Here is a 22,137-nt window from a genome sequence, read left to right on the forward strand (position 1 = left end):
TTTCTATCCGTTAAAAGACTTGAAAACCATACTATTAACTTCATTCTTCTCCACAGTGCATTAATCCTTGTTTTCCATTATGACATGGAAAATTAAAAAAGAGGAAAGCTAGTGACTCTGCAGGAGCAAAACAAAAATGGTCATGGCAGGATGAAAAAAGTTTTCACCTTGCCATGACCGTTTGATCGATAGCTAATTTTGAACTGTCATTCAAAAATTTTCACTTTTATTTCATTCAAGTAGAAACACTCCACCTTAGAGAGTCGAAGGTTTCAAATCTTTTGGGCCTTTATAGCGAGTAATTTGGTCTGGCGTCTTTGCATGAGGAAAAGAAAGATTCTTATATACTTCTGCATTCTCGATACCATCTTCATAACACTCATCTACGTTGCATCCAGCTTCTTTAAATTCCTTAAGCATTTTTAAAAAGCCGAACATTCCGCAGGAACCATTTTCTCTTACACGTCGAACTTCTTCTAAGTTTAAATGTACGAAAGTAAAAGACTCCGCAATGCCTAACTCTTCAATAATTCTTCCTTCTGGGTCAACCGCTACCGAATTTCCCATTCCAATCGGTGACGGATGGTTAATGCTGACGACAAAGCATTGGTTTTCAATCGCCCGGGTAATCGCTACAGGAGTATGATTTCTCAGTCCGCCAATCCATTCTCCTTGAAGAGTTGGTTTTATAATAACTTCCGCCCCTTTCAATGCAAGATTACGGGCAGCCTCCGGGTAATGGCCATCCGCACAAATTAAAAAGCCAACCTTTCCGATATTCGGGATTTCAAAAACAGGAAATTCATTTCCTGGAGTAGATGGCTCTAATGGATAAGGGATAAATACTTTTCGATATTTAAGGACGATCTCTCCTTGAGGAGAAATTAAGATAGCGGTATTGTATACGCTTCCATTTTCGCCTAATTCAAAAAAAGAACCTGGTACCAGCCATTTGTTAATCTGTTTTGCTTTCTCTATCAACTCTTGTACCATCGGCCCATTTGGTATAGGTTCCGCCATTTCCTTCCAATAGACCGCTTCGAGTCCGTTCAGGTATAGTTCTGGAAAAGCAATCAGGTCAATGGTCGGGTTCACAAAACAAACCTGGTCGATGTACTCCATCATTTTTTCTAGGTTTTTTTCCTTCCTTTGCTCTAGATCCTGGCTCATACTAGGTGATGCCACTTGAACAATCGCCATATTTAAATAACTCATTCTATCCTCTCCCTTCTTTTTTATTATAAAATAGAGGGAATAGTATGAAAATTATCCGAAAGTGTAATATTCTTATTCCTATATCAACAAATTATTTTCATGATGTTAAACATACACGATTTAACGAGGTGAGAGCATGAAAGAGATACCGTTCAATACTTATAAAGAGCTGCTTCTTCAGTTAGATGACTTACATACCCTCTCAGAATTTCGGGAACAGGTGTTATACTTGTTCGAAAAACACTTTGGGCTTGAACGCTCGATTTTCTGGCTATGTAGGGATAAAGGAGAAATTTATAGTCCCGTTACTAGAAATACACCAGAGAAATCCCTTCATCAATACATTCATCATTACCATGACGAGGATTTTTTGCTGCCAATACGTGTATCTTCTCTGTTATCCAATACGAGAGTATTACGGATAGAAGATATTATATCTAAACAAGAGTATGAAGACAGCCTGTTTTACAATGGTTTTATGAAGCCTCATCATCATTATCATGAAATGGGCGTTTATTTAATAAGCCAAAATAAATTAATTGGCGGAATCTCCTTCTTAGGTGAACAAGGGAGTGCCAGCTTTAATGATAAAGCAGCTAACAGCATCGACCTTCTTTCTCATTTTATCTCGCTTAAGCTTCAGTACATTCTCAAGCATTCACCCAATAATAGCCAAATAGAAGATTTAAAGTTAACTCCTAGTGAAGAAAAAATTTGTGAATTGTTACAATTCGGACTCACTAATCAAGAAATGGCTGATCATTTATTCGTCAGCTTACACACCATAAAAAAGCATTTGCAGAATATCTATAAAAAATTAGGGGTGACGAATAGAACTGGCTTGTTGTCACGAATGATGCAGATAAACGCCAGCTCTTAAATCATTCTCCACGCTAGTACATTGACCAACTATATATTTCCAGCCTTTGTCTTCTCTTATGTTGTGTTTATTTTTGGTTAGCCATTATAGTAAGGCTTGCTTTCACAAGCGCCTAATAAACACAACATAGAATTACACTTTAAATCTCGTAATCAACTGCTGCAGCTCTTCTGATATCTTCGCTAGAGTAGCGGAAGCTGTGGAAATCTCGTCCATCGACACTAGCTGTTCTTTTGTCGCAAGGGATACACTTTCATTGCTTGCGGCTGATTCTTCTGCTACATCTTTTACGACGTTCATAGAAGTGGCTACTTGTACGGTGCCTGAAGACAATTCATTAATGGCGTTAGCCACGTCTTTGATCTGGACCACTACTTCGTGAATAGAGCGTTCAATTTTCTCAAAGGAGTCTCCGGCTTCTTGCACCACCGTTAAACCGGCTTCTACTTCTGTTGTGGCTGACTTCATGGATTGCAGCGTCTGGCCTGTATTGTTCTGAATGACTTCAATTAAATTTGTGATTTGTTCTGCTGAGGCTGCTGATTGTTCGGCAAGTTTTCTCACCTCATCAGCTACTACGGCGAACCCTTTGCCCGCTTCTCCCGCTCTTGCTGCCTCAATAGCGGCATTTAGTGCCAGCAGGTTGGTTTGAGCCGCGATTGCTGTAATAACCTCGTTAATTCTTCCAATTTCAATTGAACTTTCACCGAGTTCTTTTATAGAGATTCCTAAGCCTGTCACGTTTTCGTTTATAGAATTCATCTGCTTTACGACTTTTTCAATAGACTGCTTTCCTTCAGATGACATATCAGATGTTTGGGCCACCTTTTGGGCTGCTTGCTCTGCATTTAAAGTGATTTTTTCAGCATAGCCTGCCATCTCATTGATAATTTTAGTGCTTTCCTCGACGCTTTGTAATTGCCTGCTTGATCCTTTAGCTAATTCTTGAATATTGCTAGAAACGCTTTCTCCCGCTTGGCTGCTTTGCTCAGCACTTGCACTTAACTCTTCAGAAGAAGCGGCAACGAGCTCGGAGGTTTCACTAACAGTTTTAATGATTTGTTTCAAGCCGTTAATCATATTATTAAAAGAGGAAACAAGCTGCCCAATTTCGTCTTTAGAACGGTAGCTTCCTTGGATTGTAAAGTCACCATCTTCTGCTCGGGACATTAAAGATTGAATTTGCCTGATTGGGTTCACAATGCTCCGTGTTATCACGAGTCCAATTAAAATGGAAATAGCGATTCCTGCTAAACTAACTGTTATTAAAATGGAGGTAGCTGTCTTTAATTTCTCATTGTTTCTCTCTTTAATTTTGTTCGCTAACTGTTCATTATACTCTTGCAAATCATTGATCGCCTTGTTAATTTGCGTGCGTTTTTCAGATGCGGATTGAACATAAAGGGCGTATGCCTCATCCTTTTTATTTTGTTTAGCTAAATCGAGCACTTGTTGTCTCACTTCCGAAAACTGAAGTAACGTTGTTTGAAAAACTTCTAATGTCTTCTCTTCTTCGGAAGACAAATTTGTTTTTTTATACTTCTTCATGTTCTCATTATTTTCTTTTATCGCATTACTAATATTCGCCATTAACTCATTGTATCTAGCTGGATCTTTAGTAATTAATGCCTCTAACGTAAAAGAATCAATCGCACGGTTATTAGCATTAATCCGCCCAAGCCAATCGATTGGTTGTACATTTTCCTTATACATGGTTTCTGATCCAGAAGCCATGTCTCTCATATTCTTGTACCCCACCATACCAACAGTGCTTCCCATCACTGCAAAAAGAATAATTAGCATTAATAACTTTTGAGCTGTTTTCAAATTATTTAAAATCGTCATTTTATTCCCTCTTTTGCGAAGTTTTTATTAAGTTATATCGGACGTTTAACCCAGATTATGTAGTACTTATTTCGCTTAACAAAAATTTTTTTCTCAAATTTTCCTCACACCACAAACTTAGTAAAGAAAGAAAAAGCAAACAAAAAACGCGACTAAAAAAGTCGCGTTTCATATTTTATGGTTTCAATGCCATCCAGCCGTGTAAGGAATGGATGGAAAAGCCATTGAAACTAGAAAGTTGTTCATAATAAGATCTAGTGCTATTTAATTGTTCCCACATATAGCTTTCTCCTTCTTCATAGAAAGAGACGAAACTTGCTTCTGCGGAAGGAGTTGTTTCCACTCCAATCGATACCTTTTTATGTTTCAACGCAGCATCGTTCATTTCGTTGCGCACGAGCTCAATAATACCGTTCGCTCCAGCAGCGGTGTCGCGATAAGCCATGATTGTAATGGCATCTGTATTGGAAATGACCCATTCTGATAACTTTCCTTTTCCTAAAGTATTGCTGTAAGACTGTCCATCAAACCAGAATGGAATGTCTACTGCAAGAGGCAAACCTAAACGCTGAGAAGACTGCCGAGCTTCTAGTAAAAGTGTTTGATAAGCTAAAACTGTTTTCTTATACTGACTGTTCCAGCCTGCATATAAATAAGGTTCCACGTCTAAATGGATGCCTGTAAACTGTTCTTCCGGCAATGCCTTTGATTGATAATTTGTTACCCATGAGAAAAAGCTGCGCTGCTGGGAAAGCCCCTGGCTGGATACCCAAGATGGAGCGCCATCTAATGCATGTACTTGTATGCCCTTCAGCCGTGCTTGTTTAATAAACTCTTTGTAACGATCTATTGAAATACTGCCATTAATTTGCAAATATACTTGACTAACTTGATGCTCTTGCATGAAAGTGAGTAATTGATCTTTATTTGTGACAATTTGTTGCGTATCCCATAGCCATGTGGAACGAGGCCCGCTTCCTTCGCTTGCCGCCGCTCTGTCATTCACCATTAGGAATGCCATCAATAACACAACCATTAGCAAAAACATCTTTCTTACTTTGCCCATCCTCTTTTCCTCCTCATGATTGAATGGCCATTGCTCTTCAATTATGAGGAGAATGGCAGCTCGGCGGCCATACAGTCTTCACTGCTTAGGTCCGTAGCTTTGCGTCCCCGACTTTCGCCAAGTTTGCCTTTTACACTTTTTTTATCGGAGGAAACGTAGCAATTGTTTAAACATTTATAAAAAAATAGCTGAAGTGAATTGTGTCTTTTTAAATAAGGCCTGTCTCAATCGAAGGCTGTTGTTGATAAGGTGCCTCATCCTTCTTTTTCACACTTTGATCCGTTCCTATTTGGCGTTCTACCTCATGGAAAATATCTTCTAGTGAAGTGACGACTCCTTTGTCGTCCTTATGCATCACATGTTTCGGTTCAAAATGAATAGGCGAATCGATACCCGCGGCGGCAGAAAGACGGAACAGCCCTCGTCGAAGCGTGATTAAGTAATTCGCTGTCCGGTACTTCTTTTCGTCAATAACGAGTGCTTTTTGCAAATCAGGGTCAGTAGTGGCCACTCCTACGGGGCAAATATTGGATTGGCATTTCAACGTCTGAATACATCCGACCGTAATCATAAACCCGCGTGCAATATTAACAAGATCCGCTCCCATCGCTAAAGCAATCGCGATCCGGTCAGGGGTAAATAGCTTGCCGGAAGCGATAATTTTTACCCGTTCACGTACTCCGTATTTCTGAAGAGTCGCTACAAGAATAGGCAAAGCCGATTTAATCGGCAATCCAACACTGTCAATTAGCTCTTGGTAAGAAGCTCCTGTTCCGCCTTCTCCCCCGTCCACCGTAATAAAGTCAGGGCCTTTTCCAGTTTCCTTCATATACTTAGCCAATTCTTCTACACTATCATTGCTGCCGACTACGATTTTCATCCCGACTGGCTTTCCAGTCTGATTGCGAATTTTCTCCATAAACTCGCATATGGCCGGTACATCACTAAAATCTCGAAAGCGATTAGGGCTGTCAATAGATTTATATGGCTCCACTTTTCGTATCGCCGCGATTTCTGGAGTTACCTTTTCCGCATCAATGTGCCCGCCGCGTGCCTTAGCACCTTGAGCCAGCTTAATTTCAAATGCTCTTATTTGGGGGATTTCGCTTTTTCGTTTTAATTCTTCCCAATCGACGTTGCCTTGCTTATCACGAATCCCAAATAAGCCTGGACCGATCTGCATAATAATATCGACGCCGCCTTTTAAATGATAAGGAGACAATCCACCCTCTCCTGTATTCATCCACGATCCCTTCGCCAAGGCCAATCCTTCTGATAAGGCTGTAATGGCCCGATCGCCTAGCGAACCGTAGCTCATTGCTGACATGCCAATCAATCCTTTAACAATGAAAGGCTGCTCTGTAGTAGGGCCAATCACTACTGCGTCTTCATCATGCAATAAATATGCGAGCGCTTCATTGTCCTCCCGTTTTTCCTCTCTTTGCATGAAAAGAGGATCTTTTAATAAAATATATCTTTGCGTTAATGCCTTTGCCTCCTTATCCATTTTGAGTTCCTCTGTTAACTTCGGAAACATATCATTCCGTATAAAAAAACCTTCCTCTTCAAAATCGCGCTTTGATCCAAACCCAACAACATCACGGCTATATTTAGCACTTTTAACGATATGTTCGTAATCCTCTCTAGAAAAAGGCCGTCCTTCAGTGTCGCTGTTGAACCAATATTGCCGCATCTCCGGTCCGATCTTTTCAAAGAAATAACGGACTCGCCCAAGCAGCGGGTAATTTCTTAGAATCGAATGGCTTTTCTGATTGCGGTCAAATAAAACCATATAGACTAGAAAAGCAACAAGGATAATGAAAACAATGGCCAACACAACAGCGCCCATAATAATCAAGAAATCTGCAACGTTCATGATTACCCCTCCAAGTCATACAATTCAACTTCTCTTAATTTGTACGTAGATAAAAGAATGTATGCAATAAAGAGAGTTGAGACAGAAGCACATCATCTTAATAAATAAAAAGAGCTTCCGAAAAGTGTATCATCCTACACTTTTTTCGAAAGCTCTTTTAGTTACTCGTGACTATTTCGCACTAACAGTGTGTTTATTTAAAAACGCAGAACCCGCAATACCCGGCTCAGTCATTTCAAAAGGATTTAAAATAAGATCTATTTCTTCCTCTGTTAGAACTCCTTGCTGCAAGCACAATTCACGAACTGACTTACCGCTTGCGATCGCCTCTTTCGCGATTTGAGCAGCCGCCTCATATCCAATATGAGGATTAACCGCTGTAATAATTCCTACGCTTTTTTCTACATACTCTTTCATGCGGTCTACGTTCGCTTCAATGCCAGAAAGACAACGCTCTGTAAAAGTGCGGAATCCATTATTCATGATATTGATAGATTGAAGTAAATTAAACACTAATACAGGCTCCATCACGTTCAACTCAAACTGCCCTGCTTCAGAAGCTAAACAAATCGTATGGTCATTTCCGATTACTTGAAAAGCAATTTGGTTGATCACTTCTGCCATGACCGGATTGACTTTTCCAGGCATGATGGATGAGCCAGGCTGGCGTGCCGGCAAGCTAATTTCAGCAAGTCCTGCGCGCGGACCGGAAGCCATTAACCGGAGATCATTAGCGATCTTAGACATATTAATCATACAAATTTTTAAAGCCGCAGACACTTCAGTGTACGCATCTGTGTTCTGAGTCGCGTCAACGAGGTGTCTCGCACTCACTAGAGGAAACCCACTTAATGCAGCTAAATGGTTAGTCGCACTCTTAATATAGGCCGGATCAGCATTCAATCCTGTTCCGACAGCTGTTGCTCCGATATTAACTTCGTACAAATGAGTACGTGATCGCTGAATTCGCTCCATGTCGCGCTCTACGACATTGCTATACGCAGCAAATTCCTGACCTAGACGGATCGGAACGGCATCCTGAAGATGAGTACGGCCCATCTTAATTACATGGTCAAACTCCGCCGCTTTTTCCTTAAAGACTTTGTGCATCTCGTTCATCGTCGCAAGCAAGCTTTCTAGCGATGCAAGTACGGCAATGTGAATAGCAGTAGGAAAAGCGTCATTCGTAGACTGTGACATATTCACATGATTATTAGGGCTTAAATAACGATAATTACCTTTTTCGTGCTCTAATAATTCGAGTGCGCGATTCGCAATTACTTCATTCGCATTCATATTTATTGAAGTACCAGCCCCGCCTTGAATTGGATCGACAATAAACTGGTTATTCCATTTTCCCTCTATTACTTCTTCTGAGGCCTGGACAATGGCCTCAGCAAGCTCTTTATGTAAACGGCCAGTCTCCATATTTGCCAATGCCGCTGCTTTTTTCACTATTCCCAATGCTTTGATTAACGACTCATGAATGCGGTAACCAGTAATAGGAAAGTTTTCAGAAGCGCGCATTGTTTGGATGCCATAGTATGCATCTGAAGCAATCTCTTTTTCACCTAAAAAATCTTTTTCAATTCTCACTTTATCTTTGATCATTGTAAATCCATTCCTTTCAGAAACATTTCTCTCTGACATGCTGTACCTAGAACAATTCTTATTATTGACTCTAAAAAATGTCTGAAAATCAACTATACATTCTTTACATCATAAACAACCTTCTTTTTTACAGCACTTGATCCAAATCCATTTTTAGGAATTATTCCTAAAATATACTCAATTAAGAATACAACTGGACTGTGTGTAAGTCAATGTTACTAGAAGAATATTTTTTTCTGTCACAAAAATTCCTCTCCATATCCAACTATAGCACATTCTCATCTATCTATAGCATTTTTTGAAAATATAAAAAGAAGGAGCTGGCCACTTACAGTTACCTGCTCCCTTTAAAAATAATATTATCTATTAGCTGCTTCGCTGAATACTTGGGTACCATTCTTCTCCGTCATGTTTTTTGATAACTCCCGGTCAATAGTCATAAGGCTTTTCAACATCAAGTTTCCCGCTTTTTCGATGTCTTCAGGAAGACTGATCTCTTCTGGACAATGACTTTTCCCATCGACGCTTTTTACAAAGATCATCGCTGATTTCGTGACAGCCGCCATGTGGGCAGCGTCGTGAACTGCCATGCTGGCAAAGGTTCTGTATGGCTCCTTCATTTCCTCAGCCGTACGCTGCAAGATGCTAACGATTTCTTGATCGAGGTCAATAGGGTCTTGCCGCAAAAAGATTTCTTCCTCGACTTCTACTTGTCTTTTTTGAGCGATGGTTTTCCAACTCTCTCGGATAAGATCCACGACTTTGTAAATTCGGCCGCCATCTTCCCCTCTCACCTCAAGATTAAATTCAACCTGACCTGGGATGATATTAGTAGCATTAGGAAAAACATTTAATTTGCCGACAGTACCGACTAAATCTGTCTCGTCTTCACGGCAATGGCGTTCTATTTCGAGAATGATTTCAGCAGCAGCGGTTAACGCATCCTGACGATGTTCCATCATCGTTGTCCCTGAATGATTCGCCTGTCCGCTTACTCGGACGGTACTACGGTACATGCCGACAAATTTATTAATAACCGCTACTGAAAGATTGCGGCTCTCTAACCGCTTCCCTTGTTCAATATGAAGCTCAATAAACGCCTTTTTCTCTTCTGCCATTTGGTCCATTGCCGGAAATTTCTCTAAACCGCCGCCGACTTCTTCTAATTCTGTTTTAATAAGATTTCCTTTGTAATCATGAACGGTCTCCAACATTTCTGCCGTTAATTTGCCGGCGAATGACCGGCTCCCGAATGTAGATAAATTAAAGTCATTCGATTCTTCAGCTGTAAAGGAAACAATTTCAAGATCATGGTCTAGCATAATATCATGTTCTATTAATGTTTTGATAATTTCTTTTGCTGTCAAAACCCCTAATGGCCCATCATACTTGCCGCCATTTGGAACAGAATCCAAATGAGAACCAATGACAATTGTTCCTTCTTGTTTTCCTGTTCCTTTTTTTCTTCCCCAAATGTTAGCGGCTCCGTCAATTGTAACGTTTAGCCCCAACTCCTCTAGTTCTTCGATAAACAACGCTCTTACTTCATGGTCAGCCTTAGAAAAACTAGGCCTTGTAATGCCTCCATTGTTGTTTTTTCCATACTCGGCATATTTTTCGATATCTCGTACTAACCGATCTAGATTTATTTGCACGGCTCGTTCCGCTCCTCTCTTTTTACTTAAAGGCCCTGTTATACTTGGTTGTTGATTTCCGCTTCAGGCGGACGCTTTCCGCGGGCGGTCCGTGAGCTTCCTCGTCGCGTGCGCTCCTGCGGGACCTCACCAGGACACGCTTTTCCCGCTGGAGTCGCCGCCTTCCGCTCCAATCAACTATATTAAAAAACAACATTTACCTTTAACAGAGCTTACTTAAAATGAATATGTAAAAACTCCATATTATAAGAGGCCTTCACTCACTTACGACACAACTCTTTTTCCTTAACTTTGCTGCAATCGGAGCAGCCTGCTCGTAATAACGTACGATCATTTCAACCATTTTTTCTTTACTTTCTGTTAAAGAAGCTAAATTGAGTTCAACCGCCGAACTGTTGAACATATGCTCTCCATTTGGTTTTGAGTATTGATAAGCTGGCTCACAGCCAATCAATTTTCCCCAATTTAAAGAACGAAGCTCCTCAGCCACCTGCTGATACTCATCTTCAAGCAAGTGAAACCCTACCGTATAAGTGAGCGGCCATTTCCCGTAATTAAGCAAGGTCCCAATGTGTACGCGCTGAGGCTCTTGATCTGCAAAAGACATCGCTACCCAGCCAACGATAGGTGCCTCTCCATATTCTTCTTCGAACCTCGCAATCACATCGGGCAATCTCGCCAACTGATATTTATACTCTACTCCATCAAAACAAAAAGAAAGACGGCGCTTTGCTTCTTCCCCAACAGATAAGAATAGTTGTTTAGCAAAGGCCTGGAATTCCTTAATAGATTCTACATGAGATTGAATTTGCTCTACATTTACCGTTTGTATTAAGTTCATGTGATAGCTCCTTAATTATTTGCTCATTATTTTCGTTAGCGAGAAAATAAACGACTGCCTGATGCCTCATCTTTTATAGAAAAAAGAAACCGCAAACCCCTATATTTTAGAGTATTGCGGTTTCTTCCGTACTAGCCATTCACGACAAGCCTACTGCCTTAATCCTCTTCATTTCCTTCACTAATAACAGCCTCAATATCAATTTCCATTAACATTTCCGGCATAGCAAAACCACTTACAATCAACCCAGTGCTACAAGGATACACATCTTTAAAATGCTCTGCTAAAACCGGGTAAACCTTGCTGCGATCTTCTCTGTTCAGTAAATATACAGTCATTTTACAGATATCCTTGACTGTGCCGCCCGCTTCTTCAATCAGCTGCTTCACACATTTACATGCCTGATCTGCTTGCTTTGCTACATCCCCGATTCCGTGAAAATTGCCATCTAAATCAAAACCAGTTTGTCCTCGTAAAAAGATGCGATTTCCTGCCCGTACCGCCATACTTAGCTCATTCTTAATATGATGTTCTGGTTTTCCTAAACTTGAAGGATAGTATTCATCCGTTTTAAACTTTCTAATTCTTTTAATAGCTGGACTTTTCACTTCGCCTTGTACTGTCATCGTCTTTCATTCCTCCTAAATAAATATTTTTGTAACTTCTAATTAAGGAACTTATCCTTAATTATTCTTTAATAGAAATATACAATCATTCGTTTTGTAAGTCAACAATATTATTGAATATTTTAAAAATTCTGTTGAAACGACTCTTCTTTCTTCTGTCAATCAGTTTTCCAACAAACAACTTTATTTATATACTCACATCTTCTTTTAACTCGTCAGCAGAATCTCTCGGTGCGGTACTTGTCGTTTCAATTAATTCTTCTAAAGGGATCGTTTGGAAGATCCCCTTCTTCATAACAAACTTAACCCAGAGAGCAGCGTAAATGACGGTTAATCCTAAGAACCATAACGAGTACTTATAAATTTCTGTTCTTAAAGCCGCATCAGGCGACATATTAAACATGACATAGAGAATGCCAATCATCCCTATAATCTGGAAGGTAAATCCTAAAGGAGATTTAAACGTTCTTTTCACATTTGGATATTTATAACGCAAAATAACGACATTCAAATGGGCAATAAAATACGTCACCAGCCAACAGAAGCAGCCTGCTAAAATAAACGTGACAATTGATGCGCTATTTGTAAGGCCTACCAGCAAAAATACAACAAACAAAGCACACATAAGCACCACAGCGGCCCAAGGAGAACCATATCGGTTTGTTTTCCCAAAGACCTTAGGCATCTGCCCCTCTAGTCCCATCGAATAAACCATCCGGGCGATCGCACATATCAACGTATTTAACGTACTAACTGTTGCAAGGATGGTGACAATCCCCATCCACGTTTGCCCTGTTTTCCCTAAAATAGCACCTGCTGCCTCAACATGCGGGGAGGCTGATTCACCTAACAGCTGCAGGGGAGCATATTTAATCGCTGCAAATCCGAAAAGTGCATCAGCTAGTAAAATGATGACTAAACTTAGAATCATAGCTAAAGGTACGTAGATCTTTGGCTTTTTTATTTCCTCGGCCATCGGCGTTACAAATTCGACCCCTACAAATAGCCAAATGGCTAGCGCCGTAAAACCAAATACGCCCCAGCCAGACGGATTGAATTCCAAAGTAGTTGGCACAGGTGTTCCTGTAGCCCCTATCCCAGTTAATCCAATAATCCCCAGAATAACAGTAGAAGCAATTAATAGTGTGGTTAAGATAATTTGGATGGTGCTATACACTTCTACCCCTAATACATTTACCATGCCAAGCAAGATAACAAGGGCAAGCGAAATAATCATCGGATTGATTCCTGGAGCAAACACGTCACGAAATACAATTCCAGCAATTCCTGCCTCAGCGCTTCCTGCAAAGATCGTAACGAGTACATAGCCGCTAATGACAGCAACCATTCCCATAAAAGGTCCAAGCGCAGGAAGTGTAAAATGATTGATTCCCCCGGCACGAGGGATAATGCTTGAAAGCTCAGCAAAGGAGAAAGCCACACAAAGATTTAGAAACAAAGCAACTCCCATTGCTAATATAAATCCCGGTCCTGCCGCACCAAATCCTTGCCCCAGCGATACTAGCGCACTAGAGCTTACAACAATCCCCACTCCTGTAGCAACAGCTGCCCATAACCCTAACCTTCTCTTTAATTGTTTAGTCACTTATTTTTAACCCTCCCGTTTCTGAATAAAATTTTATGAAGCAGAACTGTTCACACTGGGTTATACCACAAATCGAGAACAAAAAAGCTGTCCAAAAGTCAGATATCCACTGATTTAAGGACAGCCTGTTAACGTCTGCCAATACAAGTTTAGCTTTCTTTTAAAAAGAGTAAGAAACAAAACTGGCTTCTAGTCTAAGTTTACCCACACACTCTTTACTTCCGTATAATTTTCTAAAGCATAAGATCCCATCTCTCTTCCAAAGCCAGATTCTTTGTAGCCGCCAAATGGAGAAGCTGGATCGATGGCATCGTAGCAATTAATCCACACACTACCGGATTTTAACTGGTTTGCTATATTGTGAGCAGTCTTTAGATTTTCTGTCCATATCCCTGCTCCTAATCCGTACAATGAGCTATTGGCCCGTTCAATCACTTCTTCTACCGTATCATAAGGCATCACTACTACAACCGGTCCGAAAATTTCTTCTTTCGCGATCGTCATATGCTCTTCGACATCAATAAAGATTGTTGGTTCTATAAAGAATCCTTCATCTAATTTTCCTCCGCCTGTCGCCAGCTTCGCTCCTTCCTTTATTCCAATATTGATATACTCAAATACACGATCCTGCTGTTTCTTTGATACTAGGGGACCCATCGTTGTTTCGGCATCTAGTCCGTTTCCGAGCTTCACTTCTTTAGCCAACTCGACCATGCCGGCCACTACTTCCTCATATTGGCTTTTATGAACGTATACTCTCGAACCTGCACTGCAAATTTCTCCCTGATTAAACATAATGCCAGTGAACACGCCTGGGATAGCTTTTGAAAGGTCAGCATCTGGAAGAATAATATTAGGAGACTTACCACCTAACTCTAGCGTTATTCGCTTCATCGTATCAGCAGCCTGCTTCATCAATTTTTTCCCTACAATAGTAGAGCCCGTAAAAGCAATCTTATTCACATCCGGATGTTCTACAAGCGCTTGTCCAGCTACTGGTCCGAATCCTGGAACGATATTCACTACGCCAGGAGGGAATCCCGCTTTTTCAACAAGCTCCGCAAAATAAAGAGCGGAAAGCGGTGTTTGCTCAGCAGGCTTCAACACGACCGTACAGCCAGCAGCCAATGCCGGAGCTACTTTCCACGAGAGCATGCTAATAGGAAAATTCCACGGGATAATTTGCCCTACCACTCCAACTGGTTCATGACGTGTATAATTTAGGAAATTGCCAGAAACAGGAATGGTCTGCCCCATATTCTTCGTGGCCCATCCCGCAAAATAACGGAATTCCTCAATGGCATTCGGCACATCAAGAGCACGGGATTCACTAATTGGCTTGCCATTATCTAAAGTATCCAGCTGCGCTAATTCTTCTTGATGCTCCTCAATAAGATCTGTTAGTTTAAAAATCAGTTTAGCCTTTTCAGCGCCACTCATCTTTGACCATGGGCCTTGCTCGAACGCCCTTTTTGCCGCTCTTACGGCAAGGTCAATATCTGTTTCTTCTGCTTCATAGATTGTCGCTAATATTTCCTCTGTCGCCGGATTAATCGTTTGGAACGTTTTAGAAGAAGCAGATGCAACAAATTTCCCATCAATATATAGCTTTTTTGTCCCTTTTAAAAACTCACTTACTTTACTGCTTAATTCAAGTGTTTGATTAGCCATTTCTTATTTTTCCTCCTTTAATTTAAATAAAATAAGCATGCCAGAGAGCTAGCTGCTAAGCCTGTATAGTCCCTGACATGCTGTCATAACGTATTACTTCACTGTTTTTTCGAATTCAGTCATTGCCGCATCAATGATATTAATCATTTCGGAAATTTCTTCTTTATTAATGATAAGAGGCGGAGCAATCGCTACGATATCTTTTCCTTTTTCAAAATCAGCCGCTCTTAAGATCAAATTGCGCTTGAAGCATTGCTCTACAACGAAGGTGGCTGGTCTGACCGTTTCTGCAAATGGCAAGTCTGCCTCTCGATCCTGTTGAAGTTCAAATCCAGCGAGCAAGCCTACTGCTCTCGATTTCGTGAAATAACGATATTTATCCGTTAAATAGGCAAATCCCTTTTTCAATTCTTTCTCCATGTTGTTAACGTTTTCAAGAATGTTGTCACGCTCAAGAATCTCAATCGTTTTTAAGCCTATCGCACAAGCTGTTGGATGGCCGCTATACGTAAAGCCATGACCTAAAATTTTGTCATATTGAACGATCGTATCCCTTATTTCCTTACTTATTAAAACGCCGCCAAGCTGCGCGTAGCCACCTGTAATGCCCTTCGCCACACTCATAATGTCAGGCACAACATTCCAATTATCCACACCGAACATTTTACCTGTGCGGCCGAACCCGCAAATGACTTCATCGGCAATCAAGAGAATATTATTTTCTTCACAAAGTGCTTTAACTGCTTGTAAATATCCATCTGGTGAAACATGAACTCCGCCTGCCCCTTGTATCGGTTCAAGGATCACGGCAGCAATCGTGTCTGCCCCTTCTTTCTCAATCACATCACGAATGCAACCTTCATAATTCGGATCATTTCTGTCTCCCAGCTCACAATTTGTTAAATGAGATTTGGCTCTTACCATATCGGGATCTTTTGAGCCGGAAAAACTATGGAATCCCTCAATACGTGTAGCTGTTCCGGCTGAAACAGTAGCTCCATGATAACTGCGGCTGATAGAAATTACTTTTTTCTTTGTCGGCCGCCCTTTTAAATCCCAATAAAAACGTGCTAATTTAAAGGCTGTATCGTTTGATTCTGATCCACCGGATGTAAAGAAAATTGCGCTTAAGTCTCCTGGTGCGATAGATACCACTTTTTCTGCAAGACGCACAGCTTTTTCATTAGAGTAGCCATAGAAGGAAGAACTGTAAGCAATCGTTGTCATTTGGTCATAAGCTGCCTGTGCAAGCTCCTTGTTCCCATGCCCTAAATTCACATTCCAAAGCATAGAAGCGCCATCAATATAAGACTTGCCTTGTACATCCGTTACACGAACCCCTTCGCCTTTTGCAAAAATAATTTTAGGTCCATTTTCAACAAATAATTTAGGTACTGTTGTTGGGTGAAGGTAGTGCTTTTTATCGGCTTCAATTAACTCTGCAATGTTTAGTGCTGTTTGAGATACAACCATTTTCTTTACCTCCAGATTTTAATAGTGGATGAACGTCCAGGAATGTCATTCTATCCTGATCTCTCATTTCGTTAAATAGGAATAATTAGAGATATTTTCCTTAATTGTAAATATACTTAATTTTTAGAATATTGTCAACACTGTTTATACAACTTTATTATTTTCTTACACTACTTCTTTAATAGGCTTGGATTCAGTTTTGTTCTTCACTTTTTCAAAGTTATAATACAAGCCAAAAGCAACAACGATCCCTACTAACCAGGCAATATCCAATCCATTCAACATTTTAGATACCGGCCCTTGATAGATCCCATTGTTGATAAAAGGGATTTGGCAACAGACAGTTAAAAGATAAATAGCCAATGAACTGACACGCAGCTTGCCAAAGGCTCCATTCTTATTCATAAATTCTTCTGGAGCATGTTTTTGGCGGCCCAACACATAAAAGTCTGTTAAGTTAATGACACTCCAAGGAACGATAAAGAACAAGATAAACCCTAAATAGATTTGAAAATTACTCATGAAGTTGCCTGCACCTACAGTAGCTGCCAGAGCAAGGAGAATCCCCACCATCGCAGAGGTGAGCACGCGTATTTTTATCGTTGTAGCAAACTTGAAGAAGTTACTTGCTATGGATAAAACGATAATTCCAGCTCCATAAATATTTAATGAATTAATGACAATCAACCCAAGGGAGAGCAAAATAACAATCGCTGTTCCGGCACCGTGGCCCATTTCTTTTATTTGTGCCATTACATTGCCGTCTGCAACCATACTAGCTAAAGCGGCTCCTAAGAGCATTAACCAGACAGAACTCAAAAAGCTTCCTAAATAAGTGTAGATAAATGTTTTTTTAGATTCAGTTGGGTGCATATATCTTGAGTGATCAGATACATACGGCCCATAAGTAATCTGCCAAGTAACCGAGATAGAGGTAGCTAAAATGAACTGGCTGAGCGAGAAGCCTCCCCGATTAAGCATTTCCATGGATACTTGACTAACTACGAGCAGAGTAAGTACCAAAAAGATCACTGTGTAAGAAATCGTATACAGTTTCATCGACTTCTGTATCAAGCCTTGGCCATAAATAGCTAGCAATACCATTGGAATTAAGCTAATGATAACCGTTACATTAAGATTAATTCCCAGTGTTTCATATATTCCCTGGCCGACCAATACAGTGTTGCTTGCCCCATATCCTAAATACATCGTGAAAATAATGAGCATGGGCAAGATAACCCCGAAATATCCAAACTGCGCCCTGCTCTGCATAACTTGAGGAATGCCTAGCTTCGGTCCCTGAGCAGAATGAAGCGCCATAACCGCTGCTCCAATCCCATGCCCTAAAATAATTGACAAGCTCGCCCACCAAAAATTTAAACCGATGATAACTGCTAGTGCTCCGGTTATAAGAGTAGTAGAGACCGTGTTCGCAGCAAACCAAACAAAAAACAGCTCTTTTGGATTCCCTCTTCTTTCTTCTAAGGAGATGTACTCATAACTTTTTTGCTCAATGGAATTAGAGCGATGATTCTCACTCATTTAATCTTGCCCCTCTCTATTTTTGAATAGCTGAATATACATGCAGCTTTTTATTAATACGTTCACTCCCAGCTGACATTAAGATCATTCTTTATTCAACCAAAATACAAAAGTCTCCAAACAAACTCGTCAGATAAATGTCTAGAAGCAAGGGGCTTGAGGAGAGCCTGGCACTGTTCATCATTTAGTATTGAACTTATCTAATTCAACATTCCAGCAAACTCTCCTTCTTAGGGATGGATGAAAAAATGAATCTATATACCTAACATTTCCTAGTAAATTAAACTTGAACCCGTAAGGTGCTCCAGAACTCTGATTGAATGTTGATCACCTGTTCAATAACTTCTTTTTGATGATCATACACCTTATCGGGATATCCATTTGACCCTGAAGCGAATGGATCTTCTACATCCGTTTGAATTTCACTTAATGTCTCAATAATCCGAAGTGTACAAAATGGAACGTAGGCGTTGCTGTAACCACCTTCATGACACATAACCAACTTCTTACCGCAATGTTTCTGAGCAATTTCTTTCATGATTTTAGTCATTTCTCCAAACCCTTCTGCTGTGACCCGCATTCTTCCTAACGGATCGAATATCCCTGGATCCTGACCAGCTGATACAATAACTAATTCCGGCTTAAATTCATCTGCTAGAGGGCGGATGACAGATTCAAAAGCATGTAAGTAGCCCGCATTTCCTGTGCCTGGCGGCAATGGGATATTGACATTATAACCGCGCCCTTCTCCCTCTCCTACGTCATTAGCAAAGCCTGTATTATTAGGGAAGTTTAAGTCTTCATGAATAGAGATAAATAAAACATTAGGATCATTGTAAAATGCTTTTTCCGTTCCATTCCCATGGTGTACATCCCAATCTACAATCATAATTCTTTCTAATCCGTACTTTTCCCTGGCATATCTAGCAGCGATCGCGACATTATTAAAGATACAAAATCCGATCCCCATGTCTGCCTCTGCATGGTGTCCAGGCGGACGGGTAAGTGCATATACGTTTTCGGCTTCTCCTGCCATAACGGCATCAACAGCCGTTATGGCCCCTCCTGTAGAAAGCAAAGCGATCTCATAAGACCCTCTTCCAACGATGGCATGATCGCCGGCATCTCCACCTGTTGTATCACTTAATAGTTTTACTTTATCGATATACTTTGGCGTATGGAATAACTCAATTTCCTTTCTCGTTGCTGGTCTAGGGTCAATTTTTTGCAGTTTTTTCATTAATCCGCATCTTTCTAATAAATTGTTGACCCGTCTTTTTGTTGCTGGATCTTCAGAAAAAACATCTTTCTCCAAGTACCCTCCAGAAGGAAGGTAAAGTGTACCGCTCCCAGTATCATGCCAAAAATAGCTTTCGTCATAAATATAACCTGTCTTCATTTAGATTCCCCCTAATTCTTAACTTTAATTTGTGATACTATCTCATCCCTTTGATGCATCAACAAACTTCTCTGTCGGCTCTATAAATTCCTCTTCTGTTGGCTTGCTATATCGAGATCGTATCAGATAAGCGACAAGAATCACCCCAAAGCTAATCAAACTCAAAAACACTTGTGAACGTGTGCCTGGAATCCAAATCATAGCTGCAATGACGGCCAGCATCCAAACGATTGTTGCATAAGATAAATAAGGAAATAGCCACATTTTCAGCTTTAATTTTTCTGGTTCTTCCTGTTCTAATTTACGGCGTAAGCGGACTTGGGCAAAAGCCAAAATCAAATAGTAGAAAAGCATGACAGCTCCCGCGGAATTAATCAAGAACAGAAAAACAGTCTCTGGAAAAAAGTAATTTAAAACAACGCCTATATATCCGAAAACCGTTCCTGCAAGGATGGCTCTTACCGGAACACCTCTCCTGCTTAGTTTGACAAGAAATTTTGGTGCGTCGCCTTGTTTAGTTAAAGTGAATAAACTTCTAGATGTGATGTAGAGGCAAGAATTAAGTGAGCTAAGCACAGCGGTAAGGACGACCACTTCCATGAGCATCGGGGCAAAAGGAAGACCTAATCGCTCTAACGCAATAGCAAAGGGACTTTGAATCGCCACACCGGCAAATTCGAAGTTCCATGGCACGATGGCTACGATGAAGAAGACAGATACGACATAAAAGAAAAAGATTCGGTACATTACTTGATTTGTTGCTTTTGCAGCATATTTGGCAGGTTGATCCGATTCAGCAGCGGCAATGGTAGCAATTTCCGCTCCTCCCATCGAGAAAAGAACCGTTACACTTCCAATTAGAGCCGCCACGGTCCCATTAGGAAAAAAGCCGCCTGAGGTATAGAGATTTGATAGACCAGGTGATTCACCAGGCCATAATCCAAGAAGGTAGACCGCCCCAAAAGCGATAAAAAAGATAATCGCAAATATTTTAATCGAGGCGAACCAAAATTCAGTTTCAGCAAAAGATTTGACTGAATAAAGATTTGTTAAAGTGAGGACGACTAGCAGTACTAAGCATAAAAACCAAGCTGGGATATGGGGAAAGTAATTTACGAGAATACCAGCCCCCGCTACAGCTTCAATTGCAGCGACGATGACCCACATGTACCAATAGAGCCACCCTACACTAAAGCCAGCCCAGTTGCCTAATCCGGACCTTGCGTACTCAGAAATGGAACCCGCTGTTGGATTAGCTACCGCCATTTCACCAATCATTCGCATGACTAAAAACATCAAAGTCCCTGATAAAATATAACTCACGACAGCCGCTGGACCTGTTGAATTAATTACAGCCCCACTTCCGACAAAAAGTCCAGCTCCAATGATTCCTCCGAGAGCGATCATCGTAACATGACGGTTCTTTAATGTGTTTTGCAATTCTCCTTGCGTGGATGAGCCATGCTGCATGTGATCATTTGCCATAGTTCCACCTCTTTTTTTCTATAGTTATTTATCCTTTGGCCTTTGCTTATCTACAAGACATACGAACAGCTATTGGTGCATTCTCTTTCTCACGTGTTTATTAACAATTCCACACTCAAGCTTCCCTCGTCTTGCTATTTTTCGAATCCGCTTACATAAGGGAATGTTGTATGGATGCTCATCTTTTGCTTCTCTACTTGTACTTTTATAGATTAAAGATCCAAAAGGAATTTATCCCTAAATATTCCTTAATTAACTCTTTATTGAAAGAATACAATCTGTTTTTAAGCCTGTCAATAACATTTCTAAATATTTAGAATATTTAATCCGCATTATTAAGCCGCTCTCATCTTACGTTCTTTTCTTTAAAGTCCCGATTTTAAAATTTCGTAAACATTCCATATCAATGGGCTCTTTTCTGCGACTCAACCATCTTATTGGAAACTCTCAATTCTCTATTAGCCACATAGAAGCTGCTTTATCGCCAGACAAAAGAAGGAGCCCGTTTGCTTAAAAACCATCGGCCTCCTCCCGTCAGCAGCAATAAATAATCAAAATTATTTCACTCTAATAAAGTTCCATGATCTTGCCCGTTATTCATCTCCTTTTACTCCATAAGAAGGGGCAAGTTCAGGTTCAACGGCCCGAATTTTATAATCTTTTGCCTGCGGACCGTAAATTTCCCATACTTTTTTCAAATCAGCAAGTGGATCGTCGCTATAATCTACACGTAAATCAACATAAGCAAATGGAGCATCCGGATGATAGACTAGCAGGGCAATAGAATGCTCTTGATCAAGCTCCCCTCCCATATGAAACCCAAGCTCGATCGCTGAAATTAACCGTTCCGGCAAAGAAAGGTCCGTCCTTTCTAAGAAACGCTGCCCCATCGCTTCTGGAATAGCCCGATCACTTAATAGATTGCCGATACAGGCTACATTCTCTGCATAAAACTCTCCGTGTACACCAAGTGCTCTTTCACCAGTAAACACACCGGATTTTCCCTTCGCATCTACGACAGCCAGCTGTCTAAATTCAGGAAATTCAGAAGCTGCAATCATTGTCCGAATAGCTGATTGCGCATCATACCCTTTTTCTAGAGTGGATAACCCTATATCGGCAAGTCTTGGATCTGTCACATTCTGCGTCAGAATCACCCCTACATTCGACCTAACCCAAGGACACCGTGCACCAACGGACGGGCTGCTAGAAGTCACGACAGCTCCTAAAGCGCCCGTTGCTGCACATCGCCCTGCTACCGAAAATGTGTTTGTTATTTTCATATAAAATTCCTCCTTGAAAATAAGAAGCTGCAGACAGCATCAATGCCGCTCCGTTTACTCAAT

At 40.7% G+C, this 22,137-nt stretch carries 16 protein-coding genes and 1 riboswitch; of the genes, 1 reads left to right on the forward strand and 15 read right to left on the reverse strand.

Features of this window, described 5'->3' with window-relative positions:
- Positions 1-255: 255 nt before the first annotated feature.
- Positions 256-1,215 carry a carbon-nitrogen hydrolase family protein gene (locus A8F95_RS11585; protein ID WP_065410642.1) on the reverse strand — a complete coding sequence of 320 codons (960 nt, stop codon included), beginning with the start codon at positions 1,213-1,215 and terminating at the stop codon, positions 256-258.
- Positions 1,216-1,351: 136 nt separating this feature from the next.
- On the opposite strand from A8F95_RS11585, the gene A8F95_RS11590 reads away from it, so the two are divergent.
- Positions 1,352-2,095, forward strand: a complete 744-nt coding sequence (locus tag A8F95_RS11590; protein WP_065410643.1) for a helix-turn-helix transcriptional regulator — start codon at positions 1,352-1,354, stop codon at positions 2,093-2,095.
- Between the two features lie 132 nt (positions 2,096-2,227).
- On the opposite strand, the gene A8F95_RS11595 is transcribed toward A8F95_RS11590, so the two are convergent.
- From A8F95_RS11595 to A8F95_RS11660, 14 genes are all read right to left on the reverse strand, one after another.
- Positions 2,228-3,940, reverse strand: a complete 1,713-nt coding sequence (locus tag A8F95_RS11595) for a methyl-accepting chemotaxis protein (protein WP_065410644.1) — start codon at positions 3,938-3,940, stop codon at positions 2,228-2,230.
- A 175-nt stretch (positions 3,941-4,115) separates the two neighbouring features.
- Complete coding sequence (locus tag A8F95_RS11600) at positions 4,116-5,006, reverse strand: hypothetical protein (RefSeq protein WP_077247335.1); 891 nt, start codon at positions 5,004-5,006, stop codon at positions 4,116-4,118.
- Positions 5,007-5,057: 51 nt separating this feature from the next.
- Positions 5,058-5,144: riboswitch (cyclic di-GMP riboswitch) on the reverse strand.
- 70 nt (positions 5,145-5,214) lie between these two features.
- Positions 5,215-6,882, reverse strand: a complete 1,668-nt coding sequence (locus A8F95_RS11605; RefSeq protein ID WP_065410645.1) for an FMN-binding glutamate synthase family protein — start codon at positions 6,880-6,882, stop codon at positions 5,215-5,217.
- 171 nt (positions 6,883-7,053) lie between these two features.
- The gene (gene aspA / locus A8F95_RS11610) at positions 7,054-8,493 is read right to left on the reverse strand and encodes an aspartate ammonia-lyase (protein WP_065410646.1); all 1,440 of its coding nucleotides are present in this window, start codon (positions 8,491-8,493) and stop codon (positions 7,054-7,056) included.
- Between the two features lie 359 nt (positions 8,494-8,852).
- The gene (locus A8F95_RS11615; RefSeq protein WP_077247336.1) at positions 8,853-10,148 is read right to left on the reverse strand and encodes a Zn-dependent hydrolase; all 1,296 of its coding nucleotides are present in this window, start codon (positions 10,146-10,148) and stop codon (positions 8,853-8,855) included.
- Positions 10,149-10,404: 256 nt separating this feature from the next.
- The gene (locus tag A8F95_RS11620; protein ID WP_065410648.1) at positions 10,405-10,989 is read right to left on the reverse strand and encodes a hypothetical protein; all 585 of its coding nucleotides are present in this window, start codon (positions 10,987-10,989) and stop codon (positions 10,405-10,407) included.
- A gap of 158 nt (positions 10,990-11,147) precedes the next feature.
- The gene (locus tag A8F95_RS11625; protein WP_065410649.1) at positions 11,148-11,615 is read right to left on the reverse strand and encodes a RidA family protein; all 468 of its coding nucleotides are present in this window, start codon (positions 11,613-11,615) and stop codon (positions 11,148-11,150) included.
- A gap of 187 nt (positions 11,616-11,802) precedes the next feature.
- Entirely contained in the window at positions 11,803-13,221 is a 1,419-nt protein-coding gene (locus A8F95_RS11630) for an APC family permease (RefSeq protein WP_065410650.1), read from the reverse strand.
- Positions 13,222-13,410: 189 nt separating this feature from the next.
- Positions 13,411-14,892 (reverse strand): aldehyde dehydrogenase family protein, encoded by a 1,482-nt coding sequence (locus A8F95_RS11635; RefSeq protein ID WP_065410651.1) that lies wholly within the window; start codon positions 14,890-14,892, stop codon positions 13,411-13,413.
- A gap of 93 nt (positions 14,893-14,985) precedes the next feature.
- Positions 14,986-16,365: an aminotransferase family protein gene (locus A8F95_RS11640; RefSeq protein ID WP_065410652.1), complete on the reverse strand. Its 1,380-nt coding sequence runs from the start codon at positions 16,363-16,365 to the stop codon at positions 14,986-14,988.
- Positions 16,366-16,530: 165 nt separating this feature from the next.
- On the reverse strand, positions 16,531-17,907 hold the full coding sequence (locus tag A8F95_RS11645; protein ID WP_065410653.1) for a purine-cytosine permease family protein: 1,377 nt from the start codon (positions 17,905-17,907) through the stop codon (positions 16,531-16,533).
- A 280-nt stretch (positions 17,908-18,187) separates the two neighbouring features.
- Complete coding sequence (locus A8F95_RS11650) at positions 18,188-19,306, reverse strand: class II histone deacetylase (RefSeq protein ID WP_065410654.1); 1,119 nt, start codon at positions 19,304-19,306, stop codon at positions 18,188-18,190.
- A gap of 42 nt (positions 19,307-19,348) precedes the next feature.
- Positions 19,349-20,791: an amino acid permease gene (locus tag A8F95_RS11655; RefSeq protein ID WP_245671278.1), complete on the reverse strand. Its 1,443-nt coding sequence runs from the start codon at positions 20,789-20,791 to the stop codon at positions 19,349-19,351.
- A 593-nt stretch (positions 20,792-21,384) separates the two neighbouring features.
- Entirely contained in the window at positions 21,385-22,074 is a 690-nt protein-coding gene (locus tag A8F95_RS11660; RefSeq protein ID WP_065410655.1) for a DUF1028 domain-containing protein, read from the reverse strand.
- Positions 22,075-22,137 lie beyond the last annotated feature (63 nt).

The sequence above is a fragment of the Pseudobacillus wudalianchiensis genome (assembly GCF_001685015.1).
GTDB classification, from domain to species: domain Bacteria; phylum Bacillota; class Bacilli; order Bacillales; family Domibacillaceae; genus Pseudobacillus; species Pseudobacillus wudalianchiensis.

Coding starts and splice junctions, on each gene's coding strand:
- A8F95_RS11655 (WP_245671278.1), bottom strand. CDS start 20,791: ATGGCAAATGATCACATGCAGCATGGCTCATCCACGCAAGGAGAATTG.
- A8F95_RS11605 (WP_065410645.1), bottom strand. CDS start 6,882: ATGAACGTTGCAGATTTCTTGATTATTATGGGCGCTGTTGTGTTGGCC.
- A8F95_RS11590 (WP_065410643.1), top strand. CDS start 1,352: ATGAAAGAGATACCGTTCAATACTTATAAAGAGCTGCTTCTTCAGTTA.
- A8F95_RS11585 (WP_065410642.1), bottom strand. CDS start 1,215: ATGAGTTATTTAAATATGGCGATTGTTCAAGTGGCATCACCTAGTATG.
- A8F95_RS11600 (WP_077247335.1), bottom strand. CDS start 5,006: ATGGGCAAAGTAAGAAAGATGTTTTTGCTAATGGTTGTGTTATTGATG.
- A8F95_RS11660 (WP_065410655.1), bottom strand. CDS start 22,074: ATGAAAATAACAAACACATTTTCGGTAGCAGGGCGATGTGCAGCAACG.
- A8F95_RS11650 (WP_065410654.1), bottom strand. CDS start 19,306: ATGAAGACAGGTTATATTTATGACGAAAGCTATTTTTGGCATGATACT.
- A8F95_RS11635 (WP_065410651.1), bottom strand. CDS start 14,892: ATGGCTAATCAAACACTTGAATTAAGCAGTAAAGTAAGTGAGTTTTTA.
- A8F95_RS11595 (WP_065410644.1), bottom strand. CDS start 3,940: ATGACGATTTTAAATAATTTGAAAACAGCTCAAAAGTTATTAATGCTA.
- A8F95_RS11645 (WP_065410653.1), bottom strand. CDS start 17,907: ATGAGTGAGAATCATCGCTCTAATTCCATTGAGCAAAAAAGTTATGAG.
- A8F95_RS11625 (WP_065410649.1), bottom strand. CDS start 11,615: ATGACAGTACAAGGCGAAGTGAAAAGTCCAGCTATTAAAAGAATTAGA.
- A8F95_RS11620 (WP_065410648.1), bottom strand. CDS start 10,989: ATGAACTTAATACAAACGGTAAATGTAGAGCAAATTCAATCTCATGTA.
- A8F95_RS11640 (WP_065410652.1), bottom strand. CDS start 16,365: ATGGTTGTATCTCAAACAGCACTAAACATTGCAGAGTTAATTGAAGCC.
- aspA (WP_065410646.1), bottom strand. CDS start 8,493: ATGATCAAAGATAAAGTGAGAATTGAAAAAGATTTTTTAGGTGAAAAA.